At 62.9% G+C, this 23,699-nt stretch carries 21 protein-coding genes; 10 read left to right on the top strand and 11 right to left on the bottom strand.

The window, feature by feature from the left end; all coding sequences use genetic code 11:
* The first annotated feature begins 12 nt into the window (after positions 1-12).
* Positions 13-513: a MarR family winged helix-turn-helix transcriptional regulator gene (locus HJC04_RS09765; RefSeq protein WP_210629293.1), complete on the top strand. Its 501-nt coding sequence runs from the start codon at positions 13-15 to the stop codon at positions 511-513.
* 314 nt (positions 514-827) lie between these two features.
* Here the strand turns inward: HJC04_RS09765 and HJC04_RS09760 are convergent, their stop codons facing one another.
* The 3 genes from HJC04_RS09760 to HJC04_RS09750 all read right to left on the bottom strand — a co-directional run bounded on the left by HJC04_RS09760 (position 828) and on the right by HJC04_RS09750 (position 6,280).
* Positions 828-3,035: a 3-hydroxyacyl-CoA dehydrogenase NAD-binding domain-containing protein gene (locus tag HJC04_RS09760; protein ID WP_221145931.1), complete on the bottom strand. Its 2,208-nt coding sequence runs from the start codon at positions 3,033-3,035 to the stop codon at positions 828-830.
* A 68-nt stretch (positions 3,036-3,103) separates the two neighbouring features.
* Complete coding sequence (locus HJC04_RS09755) at positions 3,104-4,312, bottom strand: acetyl-CoA C-acetyltransferase (RefSeq protein WP_210629294.1); 1,209 nt, start codon at positions 4,310-4,312, stop codon at positions 3,104-3,106.
* Between the two features lie 171 nt (positions 4,313-4,483).
* Positions 4,484-6,280 (bottom strand): acyl-CoA dehydrogenase C-terminal domain-containing protein, encoded by a 1,797-nt coding sequence (locus HJC04_RS09750; RefSeq protein ID WP_221145929.1) that lies wholly within the window; start codon positions 6,278-6,280, stop codon positions 4,484-4,486.
* 241 nt (positions 6,281-6,521) lie between these two features.
* Here HJC04_RS09750 and HJC04_RS09745 point away from each other — a divergent pair, with 241 nt between their 5' ends.
* The 4 genes from HJC04_RS09745 (at position 6,522) to HJC04_RS09730 (ending at position 13,332) form a co-directional block, all read left to right on the top strand.
* Positions 6,522-7,205 (top strand): DNA-3-methyladenine glycosylase I, encoded by a 684-nt coding sequence (locus HJC04_RS09745; RefSeq protein ID WP_221145927.1) that lies wholly within the window; start codon positions 6,522-6,524, stop codon positions 7,203-7,205.
* A 338-nt stretch (positions 7,206-7,543) separates the two neighbouring features.
* A complete protein-coding gene (locus tag HJC04_RS09740; protein WP_221145925.1) occupies positions 7,544-11,296 on the top strand; it encodes a peptidoglycan-binding protein in 3,753 nt (1,250 codons plus the stop codon).
* Positions 11,297-11,608: 312 nt separating this feature from the next.
* Positions 11,609-12,532 (top strand): sulfite exporter TauE/SafE family protein, encoded by a 924-nt coding sequence (locus tag HJC04_RS09735; protein ID WP_210629298.1) that lies wholly within the window; start codon positions 11,609-11,611, stop codon positions 12,530-12,532.
* Positions 12,532-13,332: a TIGR02186 family protein gene (locus tag HJC04_RS09730; RefSeq protein ID WP_221145923.1), complete on the top strand. Its 801-nt coding sequence runs from the start codon at positions 12,532-12,534 to the stop codon at positions 13,330-13,332. Before HJC04_RS09735 ends, HJC04_RS09730 begins: the two co-directional genes overlap by 1 nt.
* Positions 13,333-13,367: 35 nt before the next feature.
* Here HJC04_RS09730 and HJC04_RS09725 read toward each other — a convergent pair whose 3' ends face one another.
* Together HJC04_RS09725 and HJC04_RS09720 are read right to left on the bottom strand one after the other, a co-directional pair.
* Entirely contained in the window at positions 13,368-13,655 is a 288-nt protein-coding gene (locus HJC04_RS09725; RefSeq protein WP_221145922.1) for a YciI family protein, read from the bottom strand.
* A 12-nt stretch (positions 13,656-13,667) separates the two neighbouring features.
* A complete protein-coding gene (locus HJC04_RS09720) occupies positions 13,668-14,276 on the bottom strand; it encodes a TetR/AcrR family transcriptional regulator (RefSeq protein WP_221145920.1) in 609 nt (202 codons plus the stop codon).
* A 194-nt stretch (positions 14,277-14,470) separates the two neighbouring features.
* On the opposite strand from HJC04_RS09720, the gene HJC04_RS09715 reads away from it, so the two are divergent.
* Together HJC04_RS09715 and HJC04_RS09710 are read left to right on the top strand one after the other, a co-directional pair.
* Positions 14,471-15,028, top strand: coding sequence for a dihydrofolate reductase family protein (locus HJC04_RS09715; protein WP_221145918.1), 558 nt, complete (start codon positions 14,471-14,473; stop codon positions 15,026-15,028).
* 287 nt (positions 15,029-15,315) lie between these two features.
* Positions 15,316-15,897, top strand: a complete 582-nt coding sequence (locus HJC04_RS09710) for a transglycosylase SLT domain-containing protein (RefSeq protein ID WP_221145916.1) — start codon at positions 15,316-15,318, stop codon at positions 15,895-15,897.
* A 38-nt stretch (positions 15,898-15,935) separates the two neighbouring features.
* On the opposite strand, the gene pdeM is transcribed toward HJC04_RS09710, so the two are convergent.
* The 3 genes from pdeM to HJC04_RS09695 are packed head-to-tail and all read right to left on the bottom strand — an operon-like array spanning position 15,936 to position 19,886.
* Positions 15,936-16,661 carry a ligase-associated DNA damage response endonuclease PdeM gene (pdeM, locus tag HJC04_RS09705; protein WP_210631697.1) on the bottom strand — a complete coding sequence of 242 codons (726 nt, stop codon included), beginning with the start codon at positions 16,659-16,661 and terminating at the stop codon, positions 15,936-15,938.
* A gap of 23 nt (positions 16,662-16,684) precedes the next feature.
* Positions 16,685-19,204 (bottom strand): ligase-associated DNA damage response DEXH box helicase, encoded by a 2,520-nt coding sequence (locus HJC04_RS09700; RefSeq protein WP_221145914.1) that lies wholly within the window; start codon positions 19,202-19,204, stop codon positions 16,685-16,687.
* Between the two features lie 49 nt (positions 19,205-19,253).
* Positions 19,254-19,886, bottom strand: a complete 633-nt coding sequence (locus tag HJC04_RS09695; protein WP_210629305.1) for a YitT family protein — start codon at positions 19,884-19,886, stop codon at positions 19,254-19,256.
* Positions 19,887-20,012: 126 nt separating this feature from the next.
* Here HJC04_RS09695 and HJC04_RS09690 point away from each other — a divergent pair, with 126 nt between their 5' ends.
* On the top strand, positions 20,013-20,513 hold the full coding sequence (locus tag HJC04_RS09690) for an Rrf2 family transcriptional regulator (RefSeq protein ID WP_210629306.1): 501 nt from the start codon (positions 20,013-20,015) through the stop codon (positions 20,511-20,513).
* Between the two features lie 21 nt (positions 20,514-20,534).
* A complete protein-coding gene (locus HJC04_RS09685; RefSeq protein WP_221145912.1) occupies positions 20,535-20,996 on the top strand; it encodes a carboxymuconolactone decarboxylase family protein in 462 nt (153 codons plus the stop codon).
* Between the two features lie 51 nt (positions 20,997-21,047).
* Here HJC04_RS09685 and HJC04_RS09680 read toward each other — a convergent pair whose 3' ends face one another.
* The 3 genes from HJC04_RS09680 to HJC04_RS09670 all read right to left on the bottom strand — a co-directional run bounded on the left by HJC04_RS09680 (position 21,048) and on the right by HJC04_RS09670 (position 23,288).
* Complete coding sequence (locus HJC04_RS09680; RefSeq protein WP_210631717.1) at positions 21,048-21,215, bottom strand: hypothetical protein; 168 nt, start codon at positions 21,213-21,215, stop codon at positions 21,048-21,050.
* 294 nt (positions 21,216-21,509) lie between these two features.
* The gene (locus HJC04_RS09675) at positions 21,510-22,145 is read right to left on the bottom strand and encodes a YitT family protein (protein WP_221145902.1); all 636 of its coding nucleotides are present in this window, start codon (positions 22,143-22,145) and stop codon (positions 21,510-21,512) included.
* A 210-nt stretch (positions 22,146-22,355) separates the two neighbouring features.
* Positions 22,356-23,288 (bottom strand): class I SAM-dependent methyltransferase, encoded by a 933-nt coding sequence (locus tag HJC04_RS09670; RefSeq protein WP_221145900.1) that lies wholly within the window; start codon positions 23,286-23,288, stop codon positions 22,356-22,358.
* A 143-nt stretch (positions 23,289-23,431) separates the two neighbouring features.
* On the opposite strand from HJC04_RS09670, the gene HJC04_RS09665 reads away from it, so the two are divergent.
* Positions 23,432-23,698, top strand: coding sequence for a DUF6460 domain-containing protein (locus HJC04_RS09665; RefSeq protein WP_064800579.1), 267 nt, complete (start codon positions 23,432-23,434; stop codon positions 23,696-23,698).
* The last annotated feature ends 1 nt before the right edge of the window (position 23,699 follow it).

Raw genomic sequence — 23,699 nt, 5'->3', positions numbered from 1 at the left:
TATGTTGTCACCATGAACGAGATACGAAATAGACAGCATATTGTCAAACATAATCGACCGGAGCGAACGATGGAAGGGGATGCCTTCTCCGCTTTCGCGATCACAGCGCTGCGTCTGGCCGGTCACCTGACGGCCGCCGGCGACCGGTTGTCAAAACCGGCGGGACAGACTAGCGCGCGCTGGCAGGTGCTGGCAGCGGCAAGGCGCGGCGAGCTTTCGGTGGCGCAGATCGCCCGCACGCTCGGCCTCGCCCGCCAGGGCGTGCAGCGGCTTGCCGATGTGCTGGAGGGTGAAGGGCTGATCGCCTATGCCGATAACCCGCAGCATCAGCGCGCCAAGCTGGTGCTGCTGACGGCGGATGGAGCGGAGCGGCTTGGTGCGATCGAGGTGGCGCAGGCGGAATGGGCGAACGGGGTGAGCGCGGCGTTTACGGCAGCGGAGCTTGAATCAGCGCGGGCGGTGATGGCGCGGGTGATGGAGATATTGGAGGCCAAGGAGGAGGCTCGCGGCTGAATTGCTGGCGATGCTTCCGGGTTGTGCTCGCGGTGGAGAGTTGTCTCTTAACCGTGTGCCGTGTGGTACCCCTCTGGCCTGCTGGGCATCTCCCCCACAAGGAGGGAGATCGGCGGAGGCTTGGCTATCGCTCCCTCTCGAACGGCAGCAACACTCACCTTCCCCTTAGTTGTTTGGGGAAGCCCTCGCGCCCAGCCGATCTCCACCCTTGTGGGGGAGACGGCCGGCAGGCCAGAGGGGGTGCCACACTGCTCGACGACAAAGACAGCCCTTTTTAAAACAGGCCGCCTTCGGATCAAGATCGCAGAAGCGGCTTACTTCGCTGCAGCATAGGGATCGAACCGCCCATAAAATGTCTCGCCCATGGCGGCCATATCCTTCAGCAGCGGCGTCGGTCTGAAATGCTCTCCGTAAGCTACCGCCAACTTTTCAGTCAGTTCCACGAAAGCCTCCACACCCATGCCGTCGATATAGCTGAGCGCCCCGCCGGTATAGGGCGCGAAGCCGAAGCCGAGGATCGAGCCAACATCGGCTTCGCGCGGATCGGCGACGATGCCTTCTTCCACCGTGCGGGCGGCTTCGAGCGCGATGGTGACGAGGAAGCGCTGCTTGAGAACGGCGACGTCGACCTCGTCGGCGTTCTTCTGGCGGTAAAAGCTCTTCAGCTCCGGCCAGAGCGATTTCTTCGCCGGCTTCGGCGGATAGTCGTAGAAGCCCTTGGAATTCTTGCGGCCGAAGCGGCCCTCCTTTTCGACCATGCGGGAGATCAACTCCATATGCCTGGGGTCAATCGCCTTTTCGCCGAGATCGGCAACGGTGGCCTTGAGGATCTTCAGCGACAGGTCGATCGCCACCTCGTCGTTGAGCGCCAGCGGACCGACCGGCATGCCGGCCATCTTGGCGGCATTCTCGATCATGACCGGCGGCACGCCCTCGATCAGCATATCGTAGCTTTCCGACATGTAGCGCAGCACGCAGCGATTGACGAAGAAGCCGCGGGTATCGTTGACGACAATCGGCGTCTTCTTGATCGCCGCGACATAATCGAGCGCGACGGCCAGAGCCCTGTCGTCGGTCTCCTTGCCGAGGATGACCTCGGTCAGCATCATCTTCTCGACCGGCGAGAAGAAGTGGATGCCGATGAAATTGGACGGGCGCTTGGAATTCTTCGCCAGTCCCGTGATCGGCAGCGTCGAGGTATTGGAGGCGAAGATCGCGCCTTCCGGCAGCACGGCTTCAACCGCCTCGATGACCGATTTCTTCACCTCGCGATCCTCGAACACCGCCTCGATGACGAGATCGGCAGTAGCGAGCCCGGCATAGTCGGCCGAAGGAGTGATGCGGGAGAGAAGGGCTGCAGCCTCGTCCTGCGCAAATCGTCCCTTACCGACAGAATCCTTGACGAGGCCCTCGCACACGGCCTTGCCCCTGGCGGCAGCTTCCATGTCGCGGTCGATCAGCGTCACCGGGAGACCGGCAGCGGCGGTGACATAGGCGATCGAAGCGCCCATGAAGCCGGCGCCGACGACGCCGACATGCTTGAGTTCGGACTTGGGGATGCCGGCCGGGCGGCGGGCGCCTTTGCCGAGTTCCTGCATCGAGATGAACAGCGAGCGGATCATCGAGAAGGCTTCACGGGTCTGCAGCACCTCGGTGAAATAACGCTGCTCGATCTTCAGGCCGGTATCGAAGGGCACCTGCAGGCCTTCATAGACGCATTTCAGGATGGCGAGGGCCGCCGGATAATTGCCCGAGGTCTCGCGGCGCAGGATCGCCGGCGCGGCCGGCCAGAGCTGGGCTGATGCCGGCGTCCAGATGCCGCCGCCCGGCAGCTTGAAGCCTTTCTCATCCCAGAGCGCGACCGGCTTCAGGCCATCCTTGATCATTTGCTTGGCGGCGGGGATCAGCTGATCCGGGTCGACCACCTGATGCACGAGGTTCATCGCCTTGGCGCGCGAGCCGCTCAGCGACTGGCCCGTCGTCATCATCTGCAGCGCGTCCTGGGCGTTGGCGAGCCGCGGCACGCGCTGGGTGCCGCCGGCGCCGGGGAAGATGCCGACCTTGACCTCGGGCAGCGCAATCTTGACGCTCTTGGCATTGGAGGCGATGCGGCCGTGGCAGGCGAGCGACAGTTCAAAGGCGCCGCCCATGCAGGTGCCGTTGATCGCCGAAACCCATGGCTTGCCCGAGGTTTCGAGCTTGCGAAACAGGCCGGACATACGGCCGACGAGACCGAAGAGCGTCTGCACCGCCTTTTCCGGGCTCTTTGCCTTCTCGTCCTGATAGGAGCTGAACATCGACTTGATCATCGACAGATCGGCGCCGCCGGAGAAGGAGGATTTGCCTGATGTGAAGACGACACCCTTGACGGCGGCGTCAGCCGTGGTCGCATCGATGATGGCGTTGAGCTCTTCCATTACCTCGGCGGTGAAGACGTTCATCGATTTGCCGGGCATGTCCCAGGTGGCGAGAGCGATGCCGTCGGCGTCGGTTTCGAGCGTGAAATTGGTGTAGGTGCTCATTGGGAATTCCTCTCCCTGAATTCTCTTGCGGTAAAGCCCGTCCCCTCAAAGGGAGGGTTCCGATCCCATCAAACGCGTTCGATAACGGTTGCCGTGCCCATGCCGGCGCCGATGCAGAGCGTTACCAGCGCGGTGTTGAGGTCGCGGCGTTCCAGCTCGTCGAGCACGGTGCCGAGAATCATGGCGCCGGTGGCGCCGAGCGGATGGCCCATGGCGATGGCGCCGCCATTGACGTTGATCCTGTCGTGACTGATGTCGAAGGCCTGCATGTAGCGCAGCACGACGGCGGCAAAGGCCTCGTTCAGTTCGAAGAGGTCGATGTCGGACAGGCTCATGCCGGTCCGTTTCAAAAGCTTCTCGGTGACGTCGACCGGCCCGGTCAGCATCAAAGCCGGGTCGGAGCCGATATTGGCGAAAGCCTTGATGCGGGCGCGCGGCTTCAGCCCCATGCTTTCACCGCCGGTTTTCGAGCCGAGCAGCACGGCGGCGGCGCCGTCGACGATGCCGGAGGAATTGCCGGCATGGTGGACATAATTGATCCTTTCGATCTCGGGGTGGGCCTGGATGCCGACGGCCTCGAAGCCGCCCATCTCGCCGGGCATCTGGAAGGACGGGTTGAGGGAGGCGAGCGCCTGCATGTCGGTGCCGGGGCGCATATGCTCGTCCTTATCCAGGATCGTCAGGCCGTTCTGATCCTTGACGGGCACGACCGACCTGTCGAACCAGCCCTGCTCCCAGGCATGGGCGGCGCGCTTCTGGCTCTCGACGGCGTAGGCGTCGACATCGATCCGGCTGAAGCCATATTTGGTGGCGATGAGATCGGCCGAAACGCCCTGCGGCATGAAATAGGCCGGGAAGTTCACCGAAGGGTCCATGAACCAAGCGCCGCCGGACATGCCCAGGCCGACGCGCGACATGCTTTCGACACCGCCCGCGATGACGATGTCGTCGGCGCCCTGGGCGATCTTGCCGGCGGCGAAATTGACGGCATCGAGGCCGGAGGCGCAGAAGCGGGAGATCTGCATGCCGGGCGCGCGGGTGGAATAGCCGGCTTCGAAGGCGGCAGCCTTGGGGATGACGGCGCCGGCATCCATTACCGGATCGACGCAGCCCATGATGATGTCGTCGACGGTTGTCGTATCGAGCCCGTTGCGGTCGCGGATCGCTTCCAGCGTCTTGGCCGCGAGGCGGACGGAAGGCACCTCATGCAGGGCGCCGTCCTTCTTGCCGCGGCCGCGCGGCGTGCGGACGTGATCGTAAATGAAAACCTCGGTCATTGTCTCGTCTCCCTGGCGGCGCCGACGCGCCTTCAAAATCTGCGAAGACCAAATAGCCCTTCGTATAAACTCAGGGCGTTCGGCGCTCGAAACGATTCACCGGATCGTTTCGTCGGCTGCGCCGACCGCTTCTCACCCCAACCCTCCCCACAAGGGGGAGGGAGAACCGGCTCAAAACGCTTCCGCGGCCAACTCCATCATCGTATCGGCGCCGGCTTCGATGCGGGCCTTGCGCAGGGCGGTTTCCGGCATGATGCGTTCCATGAAGAAGCGGGCGGTCACCAGCTTGTTCTTCAGGAAATCCTCGCGGCTCGCATCGCCTGACACAAGGCCCTCCTCAGCGGCTTTCGCCATCTTCGCCCACATATAGCCGAGAACGACGAGGCCGAAGAGATGCATGTAATCGGTCGAGCCGGCGCCGGCATTGTCGGGCTTGGCCATGGCGTTCTGCATGAACCACATGGTCGCGCCCTGGACGTCGTTCAAGCCTTTCTTCAGGTGCTTGGTGAAGAACGAGAGCTTCTCGTCGCTGCGGTTCTCCTCGCAGAAATCGCCGATCTCCTTGAACAGCGCCATGGCGGCGCGGCCGCCGTTCAGAGCGAGCTTGCGGCCGACGAGATCGAGCGCCTGGATGCCGTTGGCGCCTTCGTAGATCATCGCGATGCGGGCATCGCGCACATATTGGCTCATGCCGTGTTCTTCGATATAGCCGTGGCCGCCGAACACCTGCTGGGCCATGACGGCGTGGTCGAAGCCCCTGTCGGTCATCACGCCCTTGAGGATCGGGGTGACGAGGCCGAGAATGTCGTCCGCCGTCTGTCGCTCCCTCTCGTCGGTGGCGCGGTGGGCGATATCGGATTTTAGCGCGGTCCAGAGCAGGAAGGCGCGGCCAGCCTCGTTGAAAGCGCGAATGGTCATCAACGTCCGGCGGATGTCGGGATGGACGATGATCGGGTCGGCCTTCTTATCAGGCGCCTTGACGCCGGACAGCGAGCGGCCCTGGATGCGGTCACGGGCGTAGTTCGCCGCATTCTGATAGGCGATCTCAGAAATGGCGATGCCCTGCAGGCCGACCATCAGCCGGGCCTCGTTCATCATCACGAACATGGCGTTGAGGCCGCGGTTTTCGGCGCCGATCAGGAAGCCGGTCGCCTCGTCGTAGTTCATGACGCAGGTGGCATTGCCGTGAATGCCCATCTTGTGTTCGATCGCGCCGCAGGTGACGGGGTTGCGGTCGCCGAGGGTGCCGTCCTTGCCGACCAGGTATTTCGGGACGATGAACAGCGAGATGCCCTTGGTGCCCTCCGGTGCGCCCTCGATGCGGGCCAGAACCAGGTGGACGATGTTGTCGGTCAGGTCGTGCTCGCCGGCGGAGATGAAGATCTTCTGGCCAGATATCTTGTAACTACCGTCCGCCTGCGCCACCGCACGGGTGCGCAGCATGCCGAGATCGGTGCCGCAATGCGGCTCGGTGAGGTTCATCGTGCCGGACCAGGAACCGTCGACCATCTTCGGCAGATATGTTTCCTTCTGTTCCTGCGTGCCATGGACGAGGATCGCGGCGATCGCCCCCTGGGTCAGGCCGGGATACATCATCAGCGACATGTTGGCGGCGGAGGTATATTCGCCGACGGCGGCATGCAGCGTATAGGGAAGCCCCTGCCCGCCGAATTCCTCCGGCACCGCAAGGCCGATCCAGCCGCCTTCACGATAGGCCTTATAGGCTTCCTTGAAGCCTTTCGGCGTCGAGACACTGGCGTCGTCCTGGCGTCTGCAGCCTTCCTGGTCGCCGGAATAATTGACCGGAAAAAGAACTTCCTCGGCCACCTTGGCCGCCTCGCCGAGGATCGCCTCGATCATATCGGGCGTCGCATCGGCAAAACCGGGAAGATTGTTGTAGCGTTCGAGGCCCAGCACGTCGTTCAGAACGAAAAGCGTATCGTTCACCGGGGCCTTGTAGACTGGCATCTCTCAAATTCCTCCCATTCAAATAACCGGATCGCGCCGGCCTTGGTCATCGTCTTACAAAATATTGACGTTTGCGTAAACGTCAAATCCTGCCTCTCGATCGCCTTTTCATGAAAAAATTGGAGAGCGCGAATCCGCAAGCCGTTGATGCGGAGGCAGGAGACGTCATCTCATCTTCCTTGTCCATTGGGGAATGGCTTATAAGCGCAAGCGTCTTTCACTATGCATCAGGTGGGTCGGCATGATCAGTTTCGAGGCGATAAGGCAGCGCGCGGAAGAACGAAAAGGCGGAGCGGCAGGCCTCCAGGCCCTGCTGCAGAATTACCGGCCGGATCACGACCGGCTGCGCGCGATGCCGGACGACCGCATCCTGGCCGACATGACCCGCCGAATCTTCTACAGCGGCTTCGTGCAGAAGGTGATCGATGCGAAATGGCCAGGCTTTGAGGCGGCGTTTTCCGGCTTCGATCCGGCGGCGCTGAATATCGCGCCCGACGATTACTGGCATGAGCTGACATCGGACGCGCGGATCATCCGCAATGGCGCGAAGATCATGTCGGTTCGCGCCAATGCCGCCTTCGTCAGAGAGCTGGCGAGGGAACATGGCAGCGCCGGCGCCTTCTTCGCCGACTGGCCGCGGGAGGACCAGATCGGCCTTCTCGAGCTGTTGAGCAAACGCGGCAGCCGGCTCGGCGGCATGACCGGCCAGTATTTCCTGCGCGGCATCGGCCGCGACGGCTTCGTCGCCACGCTCGACGTGCTCGCCTGCCTGAGATCGGCCGGCGTGCCGCTCTCCTCCTCCGGCACTGCGAAGAAGGACCAGCAACTGATCCAGCAGGCCTTCAACGACTGGGCCGAGGAGACCGGGCTTTCCTTCATCCATCTCTCGCGCATCAGCGCCTATTCGATCGACGCGGCGCGCTGAAATTCCGATCGGATGATGTCCATTCGATCCGGCGAATTTCACGGCAATTGCCGTCTAAAATGGCCTTTCGGATGCAAACGTTAAAAAATTCTCATCGATCTTAACGGCTTGTTTACCACGTTTCGTGAAAGGTGCGGATTGAGCCGTAGTGATCCGCATTCCTTTTCCCCGTCTCGCGTTTCCCAAGGATGCCGCTACATCGTTCAGCGCGAGGAAAGTCTAATTGACTATCTTCTCATGGATGAAGGCGCTCCGGTCCGTGACAGGCGCGGGCCATAGACGGAAAAGCCACGGATCGAGCTCTGACGAGAGGTCGAACAGTCGAAGCGAGCAAGAAGATGAACGGATCGCGATCAAATCCTTCCCGACAGTCCGACAGGACCTCGCTCGATGCGCTGAACCGCACGATCGAAGGGCTGGAGGCGCGCATCGAAGGGCTGATGGGCAGCGGACGCGATCAGCGGCCGCGCACGCCAACGGCCGAGCGCGATCCTTATGCGGCCCCCCATGCGCCGCGGCCGGCAAGGGCGCCGCTCGAGCCGCGGCCGGATCCGCTGGCGGAAATTCGCCAGCGCCAGCGCGCATTGGAAGCGGGCCGCGAACGCTCCTATGGGCGCGAGCAGGCCGCTCAGCTGCGCGACCCCGCACCCCGCGCCGCGGCGCCACTCGCCGCCCCTGCCTTGCGCGCCGGCGACGACACGATGACCGAGATCGCCCAGGCGCTCGTCAACCTGCGCCAAGACCTGAAGCGCGACATTTCCGAGGGCGTGTCCCGCGAGATGAGCGCGCTGCGCGCCGAACTCCGCGAGATCAAGGCTACTGCCGGAGACAGCCGCTTCGCCGACGACATCCGCGCCGACATGGGCCGTCTTGCCCAGAGCATCAGCCAGTTGACCGGCCGCTCGAGCGGCCCCGAGGCCGCCGGCCTGCGGGAGGAGTTCGAGGAGCTGCGCTCGCTGATGGACGGACTGGCGCGCGAGGATTCGCTGCGCCACATGGAAAACCGCTGGGACGGCGTCGAGAGCCGGCTTGCCGCACTCGATACCGAGGGGCTGCAGGAAGAGCTCGTTTCGCTGGCCTACCGGCTCGACGATATCAAGCGCCATATCGGCGGCATGGGCGAAAGCCCGGCGGTGCGGGCACTGGAAGACAAGCTGATCGCCATCGCCACGGCGATGGAGCAGTTCGGCAACATGATCCAGCCGCATGACCGGGTCATGTCCGAGCAGTTCGCGGCCATGGACACGCGGCTCGATGAGATCAGCCGGGCGATCGCCGCCAGCGGACGCGCGGCCGCCGGCAACGATCCGACGCTGATGCAGCGGCTGGAAAGCCGCCTCTCGTCGCTCGCCGACCAGATCGACCTGATGAGCCATGACGCGGCCAGCCGCGCAAACCCGGCCGACGAGCTGGCGATGCGGCTTGAGGCGCTGACGGAGCGTGTCGAGGAGCTGACCAAGGCGGAAGCGACGTCGCGGCTCGACGAGCGCCTGGAACATCTTTCCTACCTGCTGGAGCGCACCCAGATGGCGGCCGCGCAACCCGACCTCACCGGACCGCTTTCCGACATCTCCCGCAAGATCGACGCGCTCGAGAACGGCGCCGTCAACGACGTGCTGGCTCAGCGGCTCGATTATCTCGCCCGGCGGATCGACGAGATGGCCCATCAGCAACCCGCACCTGCCGCGGCGATCGATGACAGAGCCTTCCAGCGTCTCGAAGGCCGGCTGAGCGACATCGCCGCCCGGCTGGAAGAGACCACAGCGGCGCCGCCAACCGATCCGCGGGCGCTGAAGAACCTCGAAGACCAGATCGCCAATCTTTCGGCGCTGATGAGCGAGCCGCGCGAAGGCGCCGCAATTCCGGCCGATCTCGACCGGCGCATGGGCGCGATCGAAGACTATATGGCGACAAGCGACGAATATATCATCGAGGCGGCGCGCCAGGCGGCGGAAGCCGTCGTCGAGGCCTATTCGCGCAATGGCGGCCTGCAGGGCGGCGTGCCCGCCGCCGACCTGTCGGCGCTGACGGCGCTGGCCGAGGATCTGCGCCATCTCGAGGATATCAGCCGCGACAGCGAGGAGCGCACGCACAAGACCTTCAAGGCGCTGCACGAGACGCTGGTCCATATCGCCGAGCGCCTCGACAGCATGGAAGAGCGCGGACGGCCGATCGCTCAGATGCCGGTGGCCGACGTCGATTTCGATGTCGACCCCTACGCGCTGTTGGTGACCGAAGCCGCCCAGACACCGGAGGCGGTCCTGGCGGCGAAGGCCTCTCCGGTCATCCGCACGGCAGAGGTCGCAGCCGAACCGGTCGCCCAGGCTACGGCGATGAGCGCGACGAGCGCAATCGCCATCGAAGCCGCAACGCGGCCGCCGGAGGCCCCGACGCCGGCACCGGTAAGAACCAGCCTGCTCGCCAGCCTTGGCAAGCGGCTGCGGCCCGCCAAGAAAGCCGAGACGCAGGCGAACGAGCGACCGGTGATCGACCCGGCGCCGTCGATCGATCCCGCCGACGTGGTTCCAACGGATGCCGCGAACGAACTGCTCGAGCCGGGTTCGGGCGCGCCCGACGTCAAGAAGATTCTCGAGCGGGTGCGCGCCAGCCAGAATGCCCAACGCGGCAAACCTGCCGTCGAGACCGATCGCGCCGATTACATCGCCGCTGCGCGCCGGGCGGCGCAGGCAGCCGCAATGGAAGTGGACGCCAATCCGAAGCAGGCGGCAGTCAAGGCCGAGAAGAAGGCCGCGAATGCCGACAAGGCCGGCAAGGCGGGCAAAACCAGCGCCTTTTCGCGCTACCGCCGGCCAATTCTTCTCGCCGTCGGCGCCGTGCTGCTCGCCATCATGGCCTTTCCGCTGGCCCGGACGCTGACGAGCGGCGAACCCGCACCGCAGCCGCCGGCGGAGGTCTCGGCACTGACGGGGGTGACGGACAACCCGCAGCCGGTCCTGCCTGAGGCAACACCCGCCAAGCCGGACACCGGCTCTGCCGATATGAACGCCCCTGCAACGGAGCGCGCGCCGGCCATCGATCAGGCGCAGCCGGAAAAAGCCCCGGCTGCCGCCGGCGATCATCTGACCGATGCAACCCCGCTCGACGGCGAAGGGGCTGCAACCTTGGCCCCCGCCGGCTCGTCCGCGGCTACGCAGGAAACCTCGAGCTTCACTCCGAACAGCCCGACCGCAGCGGCGGCCGCGCCGCAGGCAGCGATCGCCATCCCCGACAGCGTGCAGCCGAAATCACTTGCCGATGCGGCGCAGGGCGGCGACGCCTTGGCGCTGTTCGAGATCGGTGCGCGCTATTCGGACGGCCGCAACGGCATGGGCGTCGATCAGAAACAGGCCGCAGGCTGGTACCAGCTTTCGGCCGACAAGGGTTTTGCACCGGCGCAATACCGGCTCGGCAGCATGTATGAGAAGGGCAACGGCGTCGAACGCGACATCGCCAAGGCGAAGGGCTTCTACGAGCAGGCGGCGACCCAGGGCAATGCCAGCGCCATGCACAATCTCGCCGTTCTCTACGCCTCCGGCGCACTCGGCCAGCAGGATTATGCGACGGCGGCGTCGTGGTTCACCAAGGCCGCCAATCTCGGCATCACCGATAGCCAGTTCAACCTGGCAATCCTCTGCGCGAGGGGCAACGGCGTTCCGGCGGATCTGGAAGAATCCTACAAGTGGTTCGCGATCGCCGCCAAGGCCGGCGACAAGGATGCAGCGCAGAAGCGCGACGAAGTGGCCAACGCCATGAAGGCCGACCAGCTCGAACGGGCGCGCGCCAAGGCCGATCTCTGGAAGCCGGAACCGCTCGACCATCGCGCCAACGGCATCGACATTCCCGACGAATGGGCGGGCACGGGCATGAAGACGGCAACCGTCGACATGAAGAAGGCGATCCGCAACATCCAGGCGATCCTCAACAATAACGGCTTCGACGCCGGCGTGCCGGACGGCGAAATGGGGGCGAAAACCGTCGCCGCGATCAAGAGCTTCCAGAAGTCGATCGGCCAGGAGCCGGACGGCAAGGTGAGCGACGCGACCGTCAAGGCGCTGCTCGAACGCAACAAGCAGGTCGCCAAGGCGATCTGAGGCGCGTCGACGAAGGCCGAGCCTAAGACCCCTCGCCAGCCCCTCCCCACAAGGGGGTTAGGGAGGGTCTTCGCCGGCCCCGCGGCGCTTTGCCGCAAGCTTTTCCGAATTTTTCCAACGGTCGTCACAAAACCTGAAAAAAGCCCGATTATGGCGGACATATCGATCCGCGCATCGCCGAATCCCTGCCATCGATCTCCATCCATCAGGCCGATCGAAAGCCTCTGGCAACGATTTCACAGTATGGTGTGCATTCGAACGGGGACATGACAGGAACCGCCCGGCAGGAGCGGTCATCATTCGGGGTCGGTTGTGACAATCTATCTGCCAATCGCAGAATTGTCGGTGAACATCTTCATCATTCTCGGCATGGGGGCGGCCGTCGGATTCCTGTCTGGAATGTTCGGCGTCGGCGGCGGTTTTCTCATCACCCCGCTATTGATCTTCTACAACATCCCGCCCGTCGTCGCCGTCGCCACCGGTGCCAACCAGGTCGTGGCGTCGTCGATTTCGGGCGCGATCACCCATTTCCGACGCGGCACGCTCGACGTCAAGCTCGGCACGGTGCTTCTGGTCGGCGGTCTTTCAGGGGCGACCGTCGGCATCTGGATCTTCTCGCTGCTGCGTGCCATCGGCCAGCTCGATCTGATCATCTCGCTGATGTATGTCGTCTTCCTCGGCACGGTCGGCGGGTTGATGCTGCTCGAAAGCATCAATGCCATGCGGCGGGCGGCACGCAATGAGCCGCCTGTACCGCGCAAGCCGGGCCACCAGCACTGGGTGCACAAGCTGCCGCTCAAGGTGCGCTTCAAGAAATCGAAGATCTTCCTCAGCGTCATTCCGATCATTGCGCTCGGCTTTGCGATCGGTATCCTCACCTCGATCATGGGTGTCGGCGGCGGCTTCATCATGGTGCCGGCAATGATCTACCTCCTGCGCATCCCAACCAATGTCGTGGTCGGCACCTCGCTCTATCAGATCATCTTCGTGACCGCCTATACGACGATCGTGCAGGCGGCGACGAACTTCTCCGTCGACATCGTGCTTGCCTTCATCCTGATGGTGGCGGGTGTCGTCGGGGCGCAATACGGCGTGCGCGTCGGCCAGAAGCTGCGCGGCGAACAGCTGCGCGCCCTGCTCGGCCTGCTGGTGCTGGCCGTCGGCCTGCGTCTGGCGATCGCGCTGGTGGTCACGCCGGCGGACGTCTATTCGGTGGTGATGGGGACCGGCAACTGATGCGCCTGCTTGCCTCGATCCTCCTGCTCCTGTGTCTGCAGCCGGCGGTTGCCGGAGCGCAGTGGCTGCCGGGGCAGGCAACGGAAGCGGTGCGCGAGGGGCTCGAGATCGGCACATCGACCAGCGAAATCGCCATCACTTCGGATTTCCATGGCGCGGATCTGACGATCTTCGGGGCGCTCTCGAACACCGACCAGCTGCTGCTCGCCATTGGCCAGTATGACGTGGTGGTGGTGCTGGAAGGCCCGCGCGAGGACGCAACGGTGCGCAAGAAGGAACGCGTCTTCGGCATCTGGGTGAACAGGCGCTCGATGACTTTCGAGGCGGTGCCGCATTCCTATTCGATGTCGAGCTCGCGCATGATCGACGATCTGACGACGCCGCTCGAACTCACCGATCAGGGGATCGGCATCGACCACATTCCGCTGACGCCGGTCGGCTTCGTCGGCGACGGCAGCAATCTCGGCGAATTCCGTCAGGCTTTCCTCCGACTGCAGCAGGGCGGCGCGCTTTATGACCGCAACCCGAGCGGCGTGCGGTTCGTTTCATCGAACCTCTTCAAGGCGAGCCTGCGCCTGCCGGCAAATATTCCGAACGGGGTGCATACGGTGCGTGCCTATCTCTTCAAGAGCGGCAATCTCATCACCGATAAATCGCTGCCGCTGCGCGTCATCAAGACGGGGATCGAGCAGACGATCACCGATGCGGCCCATGATCAGCCGATCCTCTACGGCTTTGCGGCCGTGGCGCTCGCCGTCGTCACCGGCTGGGGCGCCAGCCTGATCTTCCGCAAGGAATGATCCGGCGCCGACGGCAAAATCATCGCGCCCTTGTCTTATGTCTTCAGGAAGGCGAGCCGCTCATCGACGCGGGCGGGGGCAATTTCCAGAATATCGGCGCTGACGACGCCTTCCGCTACAAAAGGATCCTGCCGGATCCGGGTTTCGAGTTCAGCGCGCGAGGTGTTGTGGGCGACGACCGCTCCACCTGCGTTCGGCTGAAGGCCGCCGGCGAGAAGAAAAATCCCATCGTCGAAGCCGCGTTTGAGCCAGGCATTGTGCGCCTCCATCAGAACGGGCGCTTTGGCCTTGCCATCAGAAAACTTCAGCGTAATGAAAAACATCCAAGGGCTCCTTTAGCAATGCTGTCGGGAATAGGTTTCGGGAAAGACGGGTGTTCCGGGCCGCTGCGCAGACAGCCAGGCGCGCATGTTTTCCACCTCGTTTCGAACAAAGATTTCGTCGTGATAGGCGGCCGCGAGCGTCGCAACACCTTGGCTTCGCATTAGAATGTGCATGGCAAGCGCATCGGCTTCAGCCTCGCGGCCGAATGCGCTGAATTGACGTGAGAGCCAATGGCGAAACAGATCGAAAAGTTCGGCAGCGCGGCCCTTGGCAATGTGATCGAGCTTGGCGAGTTCGCCGCAAAGCGTGCCGACCGGGCAACCATAGGCCATGATCTTCGCCTGATTGACGATGAGGAGATTGACGAAGCTGAGAATGCGCTCCTCAGCCGCCTCGGTTTTCGCTTCCCACCCATCGAGCATTGACCTGGTCTTGCGGAGGCGATGGGTGATCACTGCATCGAGAAGCTCGTCCTTCGTCTTGAAGTGATAATAAAAATTGCCTCGCGAGAGTCCGACTACTCCCGCAATGTCGGCAAAGGACGTTGCTTCGAAGCCTCTTTCATAGAAAAGCCCGTCGGCGGCTTCCACTATCTGCTGTCGGGTGGCCGCAGCGACCATTATATTCTCCCTCTGTCCGCGAAGGCTACGACTCGTAGGTCATTTGACCTAGACGGAATTTGGACAACCGACCTAGAAGAGTCAAGCGCCGAGACCCTTGTCGATGGAGCCTTTCGAACCACTTGCCTTTCGCAATCAGTTGTACTATCGTGAACCAGTTGCTTATTGAAACCGGTTTTTCGAGGAGGATAAAAATGCGGAAGCTTGTCGTGTGGAACCTGATGACGCTCGATGGCTATTTCGAGGGAACGAAACCGTGGGACATCGACTTCCACAATCTCGCCTGGGGACCGGAGCTCAAGCGCTATGCCGAGCAGTTCGGCGAGGAAGGTGATCTTCTGGTCTTCGGCCGCAAGACCTATGAAGGCATGGCCGCCTACTGGCCGACCGCGGAGGACGAAGACAAGATCAAGGCCTATATGAACGGCACTCCCAAGATCGCCGTCTCTCGAACGATGACCGATCCCGGCTGGAACAATGCGCGTGTCGTCAGCGATCCTATCCCCGAGTTGAGGAGGCTGAAGCAGGAAGACGGCAAGACCATCTTCATCTTCGGCAGCGCCGTGCTTGCCGACAGCCTGCTGAAGGCCGGCCTCATCGATGAGATCAGGGTCTGCGTGGTGCCGGTCATTCTCGGCGGCGGCAATCCCCTTTTCAAAGCGAACGAGGCCCAAGTGCCGTTGAAGCTCATCGAATCCTCGACCACGCAAAGTGGCGCGGTGATCCTGCGCTACGAGCCGGTCGAGGCGTAGCGGCCCGTGGGTCTTGGCTGTCTAGTTCCTGAAAAAGACCCTTCCCCAACCCTCCCCACAAGGGGGAGGGGCTTATATGCCGCCCCCGCTGCTCTCCATATCACCCTTGCATCTGCGGAAAGGCTGACGTCTGCCCAATTGGCGCAGCGCCTTAGCCCCTCCCCTTGTGCGGAGGGATTGGGGAGGAGTCTTCATAATGGCATCCCTTCGGAAAAGCTCGTATTCGACTAAAAACCGGTTTTTAACATTTACGAGTTAGTAATCTCTCGGAAACGAGAGGTTCTGTTATGCGTACTCGTATCGTTCTGACCGCCGTGGGTCTCGCGCTGCTTGCCGGCTGCGCGACGGCGCCGAAGCAGACGAGGAACATCTGCGCCGTCTTCGACGAGCGTGAAGGACTTTTCTCCAGCTGGCAGAGGGCGGCCGAGCGGACGGAGAAGAAATACGGCGTGCCCGTACCGATCCTGATGGCGACGATGTACACCGAATCCGGCTTCCAGCCCTATGCGCGGCCGCCGCGCACCAAGCTCTTCGGCTTCATTCCCTGGACCCGGCCGTCGACGGCCTACGGCTATTCGCAAGCGCTCGACGGGACATGGGATCACTATCAGTCGCAGACGGGGAACTGGGCGGCGCGGCGGACGAATTTTACCGACGCGATCGATTTCATCGGCTGGTATCATTACCAGAACAGCGTGGACACCGGCATTCCACTGAACGATGCCTATAACCTCTATCTCGCCTATTATTCCGGTCCGACCGGATATAAGCGCGGTGACTGGCGCTCGAACGGGCAATTGCAGCAGACAGCGCAGAAGTTCGCACGCATGGCCGGGATGTATCAGCAACAGTTGCAGGGGTGTGATTGAGTTCAAAGGCGTGCCGTGTGGCACCCTATCGACAGGCGCTACCCCCGCAAATTCCCGTAGCGGACCGAATAGATCCTGTCGCGTCCCAACAGGTGCGCGATCAGCGAAGCTTTGTCGAACAGGCCCTTCATCGCCTGATGGCCGAGGTCGAGACCACCGCTCATCACCCCGAAGGCCGGCATCAGGAGGCGGGCGCCATCGGCGGCAAAACAGGGGCGGCGGATCGATCTTTCGCGTCGGCGCACGGTCGCCGAAGGATGCAGATGGCCGGCGATCTCGCCGCTCTGTAAGCCGTTTCTCGGCTCGTGGCGGAAGGTCAGGCCGGCATAGTGCACCTCGTCGACGCAGGCGCCCGGGAGATCGACGACGCCATCGGGATCGTGATTGCCGTTGACCCAGATCCATTCGCGGCCACGCGCCATGCCGACGATCAAAGCGCGGAAATTGTCCGGCAGATGCTTCGAGCCGATGCGATCGTGAAAATTGTCGCCGAGCGAGACGACGAGCTTCGGGTCGTAACGCGAGATGACGGCGGAAAGCACGGTCAGCGTCGCCAGCGTGTCATAGGGCGGCAGCATCATGCCGCGGCGGGCGAAGGCGGCACCCTTTTCCAGATGCAGGTCGGAGACGACAAGCAGGCCGGCATCCGGCAGATAGAGGGCGCCGAGCGGATCGCAAACGGCGGCAATACCGTTCACCGATGTCTCGATGCCCGGTATTGCGGCCAGTCCCGATATGTCGCGCGCGAGCGCCAAGCGGTTCATCACTGTCGTCGTTTCCAAATTCGTCAAGCCAGAGCTTCGGCGATCAGATCGTCGGCCGCTTCGGCGAGCAGCGCATCATGGGCCTCGCCCGGCACCGCCTCCCGTCCGATCTCCAGCATCACCGGCACGGCGAGCGGGGAAATATGGTCGAGCGGCCGGTGGGTGATGTGGCCCCTGATTCGCATCAGCATATCGCCAAGACGACTTATGTCCAAAAGTCCCGTCGCCGCATCCTGGCGCGTCGCCTGCAGCAGGATGTGATCCGGCTCATGGCTGCGCAGCACGTCGTAGATCAGATCGGCCGAGACGGTGATCTGGCGGCCGCTCTTCTCCTTGCCCGGATGGCGGCGCTCGATCAAGCCTGCAATCACGGCGCAATTGCGGAAGGTGCGCTTCAGCAGGAAGGATTCGGCGAGCCAGGCTTCGAGATCGTCGCCGAGCATATCCGCATCGAAGAGGTCGGAGAGGCTGAGCCGGCCATTGCCGATCATCAGCCCCATATCCTCCAGGCCCCAGACGGCCAGCGAATAATCGGTGGCGACGAAACCGAGCGGCTTGGCGCCCGCCCGCTCCAGCCGGCGGGTGAGCAGCATGCCGAGCGTCTGATGGGCGAGACGGCCCTCGAAGGGATAGGCGACCATATAGCCGCGGCTGCCGCGCGGAAAGGTTTCGATCAGGAACTCGTCGCGTTTCGGCAGCATCGACTTGTCGGTTTGCAGCGCCAGCCAGTCGCGCACCTGATCCGGCAGGTGGCGCCAGCGATCGGGATCGGCGATCATCGCCCGCACCTGCTCGGCGAGATAGGTCGACAGCGGAAACTTGCCGCCATTATAGGCGGGGATCTTCGGATCGAGCGAAAAGGCCTGCGAGGCCAGGCATTCGTTTTCCCGGATGCCTTCGAAACGCAGCACCTTGCCGGAGAAGACGAAGGTGTCGCCCGGCGACAATTGCTCGAGGAAATATTCCTCGACCTTGCCCAGCGTGGCGCCGCCGCGGCCGATCCGGCCGCCCTCGCCGCGCTTGACCATGCGGATGTTCAGCATCGGGCTTTCGACGATGGTGCCGAGGTTGAGGCGGTACTGCTGGGCGACGGCCGGATTGGAGACGCGCCAGCGCCCCTCCTTGGTTTTGCGGATGCGGGCGTAACGCTCGTAGGTCCGAAGCGCATAACCGCCGGTCGCGACGAAATCGACGACGCGCTCGAAGGTCTCCCAGCTGAGATCGGCATAGGGCGAGGCGCTGATGATTTCATCGTAGAGTTCCAGCATGTCGAAAGGTTCGGCGCAGGCCATGCCGAGCACGTGCTGGGCGAGCACGTCGAGCGCGCCGCGGCCGACGGGCGGCGTGTCCTGGGCGCCGATATAATTGGCGTCGAGGGCGGCCTGGCACTCCATCACCTCGAAACGGTTGGCCGGCACGAGGATCGCCTTCGAAGGCTCGTCCATGCGGTGATTGGCGCGGCCGATGCGCTGGGCAAGCCGCGAGGCACCCTTCGGCGCACCGACATGGATGACGAGATCGACATCGCCCCAGTCGATGCCGAGATCGAGGGTTGAGGTGGCGACGACGGCGCGCAGCCGGTTTTCGGCCATCGCCGCCTCGACCTTGCGGCGCTGCGCGACATCGAGCGAGCCGTGGTGGAGGGCGATCGGCAGGTTGTCGTCATTGATCGCCCAGAGTTCCTGGAACAGCATCTCCGCCTGGCTGCGGGTGTTGACGAACAGCAGCGTCGTCTTGTGTTCAAGCAGTTGCTTGTAGACATCGGGAATGGCATAGCGGGCGGCATGACCGGCCCAAGGGATCCGCTCTTCGGTCGACAGGATCGAGATATCGGGTTTGGCACCGCCTTCGACGACGACGAGCCCGGCATGATGCTCCCTGCCCTCCTGCCCCCCGCCCTCCCTTTGGGCGACCAGCCATTTCTGCAGGTCCATCGGCTCGGCAACCGTCGCCGAAAGCCCGATCGTCTTCAGGTCGGGGGCAAGCCGGCGCAGGCGGGCAAGGCCGAGCGACAGCATATGGCCGCGCTTGGAGGTGACGAGCGAGTGCAGCTCGTCGAGCACGACATATTTCAGGTCCTTGAAGAAACGCTCAGCCTCACCGTTGGCCAGAAGCAGGGCGACCTGCTCCGGCGTCGTCAGCAGAATATCCGGTGGATTGAGCTTCTGGCGCTGGCGCTTGGCAATCGGCGTATCGCCGGTGCGATTTTCTATCGTGACGGGCAGACCCATCTCTTCGACCGGCTTCATCAGGTTGCGCTCGATATCGATCGCCAGCGCCTTCAGCGGCGAGACGTAGAGCGTATGGATACCGGTGAAGGCGGAGCCGGGCGGAATTTTGCCGCGGCGGGTGAGATCGGTGAGCGAGGGCAGGAAACCGGCCAGCGTCTTGCCGGCGCCGGTCGGCGCGATCAGCAGCGTGCTCTGGCCGGCCTCGGCGCGGGCGAGCAGCTCCAGCTGATGGGCGCGCGGGCGCCAGCCCTTTTCCGCAAACCAGCGGGTAAAGGCGGCAGGCAGCAAGGTGTCGGAATCGATCTGGTCCACGTCCTGAAGGTAGTGAAAAGCGGGCGAAAAAGAAGAGCAGGGCCGCCGCCTACATCGCGATATAGCGGTCCTTGCGGTGATTGATGGCGAGCGTCAGGTTGAGCACGACGGCGCCAAGCACGGAGCAGGCGATGATGAAGGGGCTGGCGACGAAGAAGGAGAGCGCCAGCACGATGCCGTCGAAGCCGAGCTGGACGAGGCCAGCGCGCCAGCCGAAGCGATCCTGGATATAGAGGGCGAGAATGCCGATGCCGCCGAGGCTGGCGCGGTGGCGGAAGAGTGCCAGCATGCCGGCGGCAATGACGAGGCCGCCGAACAGCGCTCCGGCAACCGGATGGACATGCGTCACGCCGATGAATCCAGGCGCGAACTCGGACAGGACCGAGGTCAGTCCGATTGCGATGAAGGTCTTGATGGTGAAGGCCGGGCCCAGACGGCGGAAAGCGAGATAATAGAAGGGCAGGTTTACGGCAAAGAAGCAGAGACCGAAACTGATCCCGGTGGCGTAATGGGCCAGGAAGGCAAGCCCCGCGGTGCCGCCGGCCAGCAGACCGGCGCCGGAAAGCAGCGAGACGCCGAGCACGGCGAGCATGCTGCCGGCGACGATACCCTGCGCGTCGTCGAACAGCGAATGGCGATCGGCGCTGGAATTCAGAAGGCCCGTGAAGGCATTGGAGGCCATGATGTTCCCCTATCGGCTTTGCCGTTTTCTATCCGGCGCAGGGATAAAGACAAGTGCCCAGCGACGCCCTTGACAGCGCACATAATCATAGATATATTTTATCCATGATTAGTGGAGATGGCATCGATGAAAATGAGCGATGGAGTCGAGCAGGCCATTCACAGCGTCGCCATGCTCTCCGGCCTCTCCGAAGGCGGTGTGCTTTCGGCGGCTGCCCTGGCGGAATTCCACGGTGTTTCGACGAGCTACCTGCTCAAACACCTGCAAGCACTGTCGGGCGCGGGCATCCTCGATACCGTGCCGGGGCCGAAGGGCGGCTATCGGCTGGCGAAGGCGCCAGCGGACATTTCGCTGCTCGACATATTGCTTGCGGTCGAAGGGCCGGCGCCCGCCTTCCGCTGTGCCGAAATCCGCCAGCGCGGACCGAACCCGGTTTCCGAGCGCTTCTTCGCCAAGCCCTGCAACATAAGCGCCGCGATGCTCCGGGCCGAGCGGGTCTACCGGGCCGAACTCGCCAAGACCAGCATTGCCGATCTCGGCATCGAACTTGCCGCCCTCGACGACGGATCGATCGCAGCCCGGGGCTGCGCCTTCCTTGAAATCCATGAACGCAAGACGGCTCGTTGAGCCACAACATAGGAGAAAGACATGCAACCGCGTTTCAACTTCGCCAAAGCCGCTCCCGATGCTTACAAAGCAGTGGTCGCACTCGAACAACATGTCCAGTCTTCCGGGCTGGAGCGCCGCTTCATCCACCTGATCAAGCTACGCGCCTCGCAGATCAACGGCTGCGCCTACTGCGTCGACATGCATGTGAAGGAAGCCCGCCATGATGGGCTCAGCGAACAATGGATCAACCTGATGTGCGTCTGGCGGGAATCGCCGATCTATGACGCGCGCGAAAGGGCGCTGCTCGGCTGGGTCGACGCGGTGACCAATGTCGCCAAGACAGGCGCGCCGGACGCAGATTACGAGGCATTGAAGGCGCATTTCTCCGAAAAGGAGATGACCGAGATCACGGTGGCGATCGGTGCGATCAATATCTGGAACCGCCTTGCCGTCGGCTTCCGCTCGCAGCATCCCATCGACCAGGTGACGAAAGCCGCGTAAGCGATATTCACGGGAACCGACCCGAATATCTCGGGTCGGTCGATTATCTCATCATTGGTGATCGGCAGCGGCCCGCGCGACAACGGCGTCAGCGCCGTTGCCGGAGAGGTCTATGCTGTTGAATATGTCGCGGACAACCTTGGTAATTTCCTCTGCGGAAGCGCCCTTGGCGTATTCTTCCTGCATGCGGCGTCTTACGAGTTTTTCCAGATCTGACATGGTTCACCTCATCAATCCGGCGCGACAGGAGTGTCGCGCCGGGGCTGATCTGAGGCAAGTTACGATTTGTTTAGAGTGGGTTACCGATTTGTAAGGTTTGAGTTTGGCCGTGGGCGCCAGGAAAGAGACCCCTCCCCAACCCCTACCACAAGGGGGAGGGGCTAAGGCGTTGCACCAACTGAGACAAACGTCAGGCTTCTGCGGCTGCAAGAGTGAAATAGAAAGCAACGAGAGCGGCATATAAGCCCCTCCCCTTGTGGGGAGGGGACTTCTCTTAGGATGAGGCAGCCACCCTTACAGCGCAATATAACGATCAGCGCGGTGGTTGATGGCGACGAAGAGGTTGAGGACGATGGCGCCGAGGACCGAATAGAAGACGACGGGCGGCGTGGTGACGAAGAAGGCGGCGGCGAGCACGCACATGTCGATGGCGAGCTGGACGAGACCGGCGCGGATGCCGAAGCGTTCCTGCAGGTAGATGCCGAGAATGCCGACGCCGCCGAGGCTGGCGCGGTGGCGATAAAGCGCCAGCAGGCCGAAGCCGAGCAGCAGGCCGCCGAGAAGGGCGGCCCAGGCAGGGTGGATGCTCGAAATCGAGAGGAAGCGCGACTGCACCTCAGCCAGCACCGAGGTCAGACCGATGGCGACAAAGGTCTTGAGGGTGAAGACCAGGCCGAGGCGCTTCCAGGAGAGATAGAAGAACGGCAGGTTGAGCAGGAAGAAGGCGAGGCCAAAATTGACGCCGAAGGCATAGTGCAGGAGGAAGGCGACACCGGCGGTGCTGCCGGTGAGAAGGCCGGCGCTGGCGAGCACATAAAGGCCGAGGGCGGCAACCAGGCTGCCGGAGAAGATACCCTGCACGTCTTCGATCGGTGTATGGCGCGTCGCGCTGGTGTTCCAGACGCCAAGGGCATTGATGCGCTGTGTCATATCCCAGTCTCCATGGCAGACGAGTTCGCGAACGCCTCGGAGGAACTCCTGAAGGCGGTGAGTTTTTTCCAATGTGAAATGAGCCGGTAGGCCCTGCCTGTATCGCCGCGCTTCTGGCGGATATCATTGCAATATCAGCCTTCTGCCATTGCCATCAAGCGAAATAGGTAAGCAATGCTGACCTATTAAAAAATAGCAAGAAATGTTCGCTCACACTGCCCTGCGCGTAAGGAACAGAATGCCGGAAACCGGTTTTCCGCCATCTTTGCGAATGACCGTCCTGACGATCTTGAGGATTTCGAAGCCGTGGCGGGCAAGCAGCTGCCTCACATAGGCTTCCGAATGGGCATAACGCAGCGACGGGGCAAGATGGAAGCCGTCGCGGTCGCCCGCATCCTCGACGGAAAAGGCGAAGTCCGCACCGGCGGCGGCGAGTTCGCCGGCGATCGCAAAGACGCTCTCGAGGTTGCCGAGATACATCAGCACGTCGGCTGCGGTCACGAGGTCGGCCCGCCGGCGCCCGGCATCGTCGAACAGGCAGGAGCGATCGGGCGCAAGCGACAGATCGGCCTGGGCGAGGTGATCATAGACCCGTTTGTCGGAAGCCTTGGCCAGCATGTTCTGCGACAGGTCGAAGCCTTCGAGGCGGCCGGCGAGAGCGCGGATCTCCTGGCCGAGCAGACCGGTGCCGCAACCGAGATCGACGGCGCATTCGTAACGCTTGTCGGTGGAAGAAACGAGGGCCGCCAGCTTCTGCGGGACGCTGTAATCGAGTTTGTCGACCAGGGCGGTGTCGAATCGGTCGGCATAATCGTCGAACAGGCGCTCGACATAGCGGCTCGGCGGCCGGTCAGGGATCACAGCGTCGCCGAGAAGGGCAAGCTTGAGGGTGGCGCCGAATATATCCTCGGGATCGAGGGCGAGCGTCCGGCGATAGGCCTCGATCGCGGCTGCCCCCCTGCCCGCCTTTTCCAGATAGGTGGCGAGCCGATACCAGCCGGCGGCCCAGGCAGGCGCGAGTTCGAGCGCCTGTTCCATCAGTTCGGCCGCTGCCTCCGCCTCGCCGCCTTCTTCGAGCATCCTGGCATAATCGGCGCGGCGGTCGGCGATGACATCGCCTGAGGAAAGCTGGTGGGACTGCATGACGGACCTATCGTTTCGCTGGCATTTGGCGGCGGCCACAAAAAAACTCAAGTCCTAATTCAGAGGCGAAGCGGCCAATTCCGGAAAGGGCTTGCGGGCGTTGCGCCGCGACCTTATTCCATGGGGCAAACAGGAGATGGCGCATGTCCGATCAGGTGAACAGGTTCCTCGGCGATTCGCTCGGCCGCACATTGATTAAACTCGTCGTCGTGTCGCTGATCGTCGGATTCGTCATGACTGTGTTCGGGCTGACGCCGTGGAACATCATCTATGGATTCCGCGACTTCATCCTGGAACTCTGGCACCGGGGCTTTGCAGCGCTCGGACGCGTCGGCGACTATCTCCTCCTCGGGGCAACGATCGTCATCCCGCTCTTCGTCATCCTTCGCCTTTTCAGCTATCGCCGGTAAA

This window comes from Rhizobium sp. NLR8a (assembly GCF_019685235.1).
Lineage (GTDB): Bacteria > Pseudomonadota > Alphaproteobacteria > Rhizobiales > Rhizobiaceae > Rhizobium.
The sequence above is the reverse complement of the archived record's forward strand: the minus strand, read 5'-3'. Positions and strand labels throughout refer to the sequence as shown.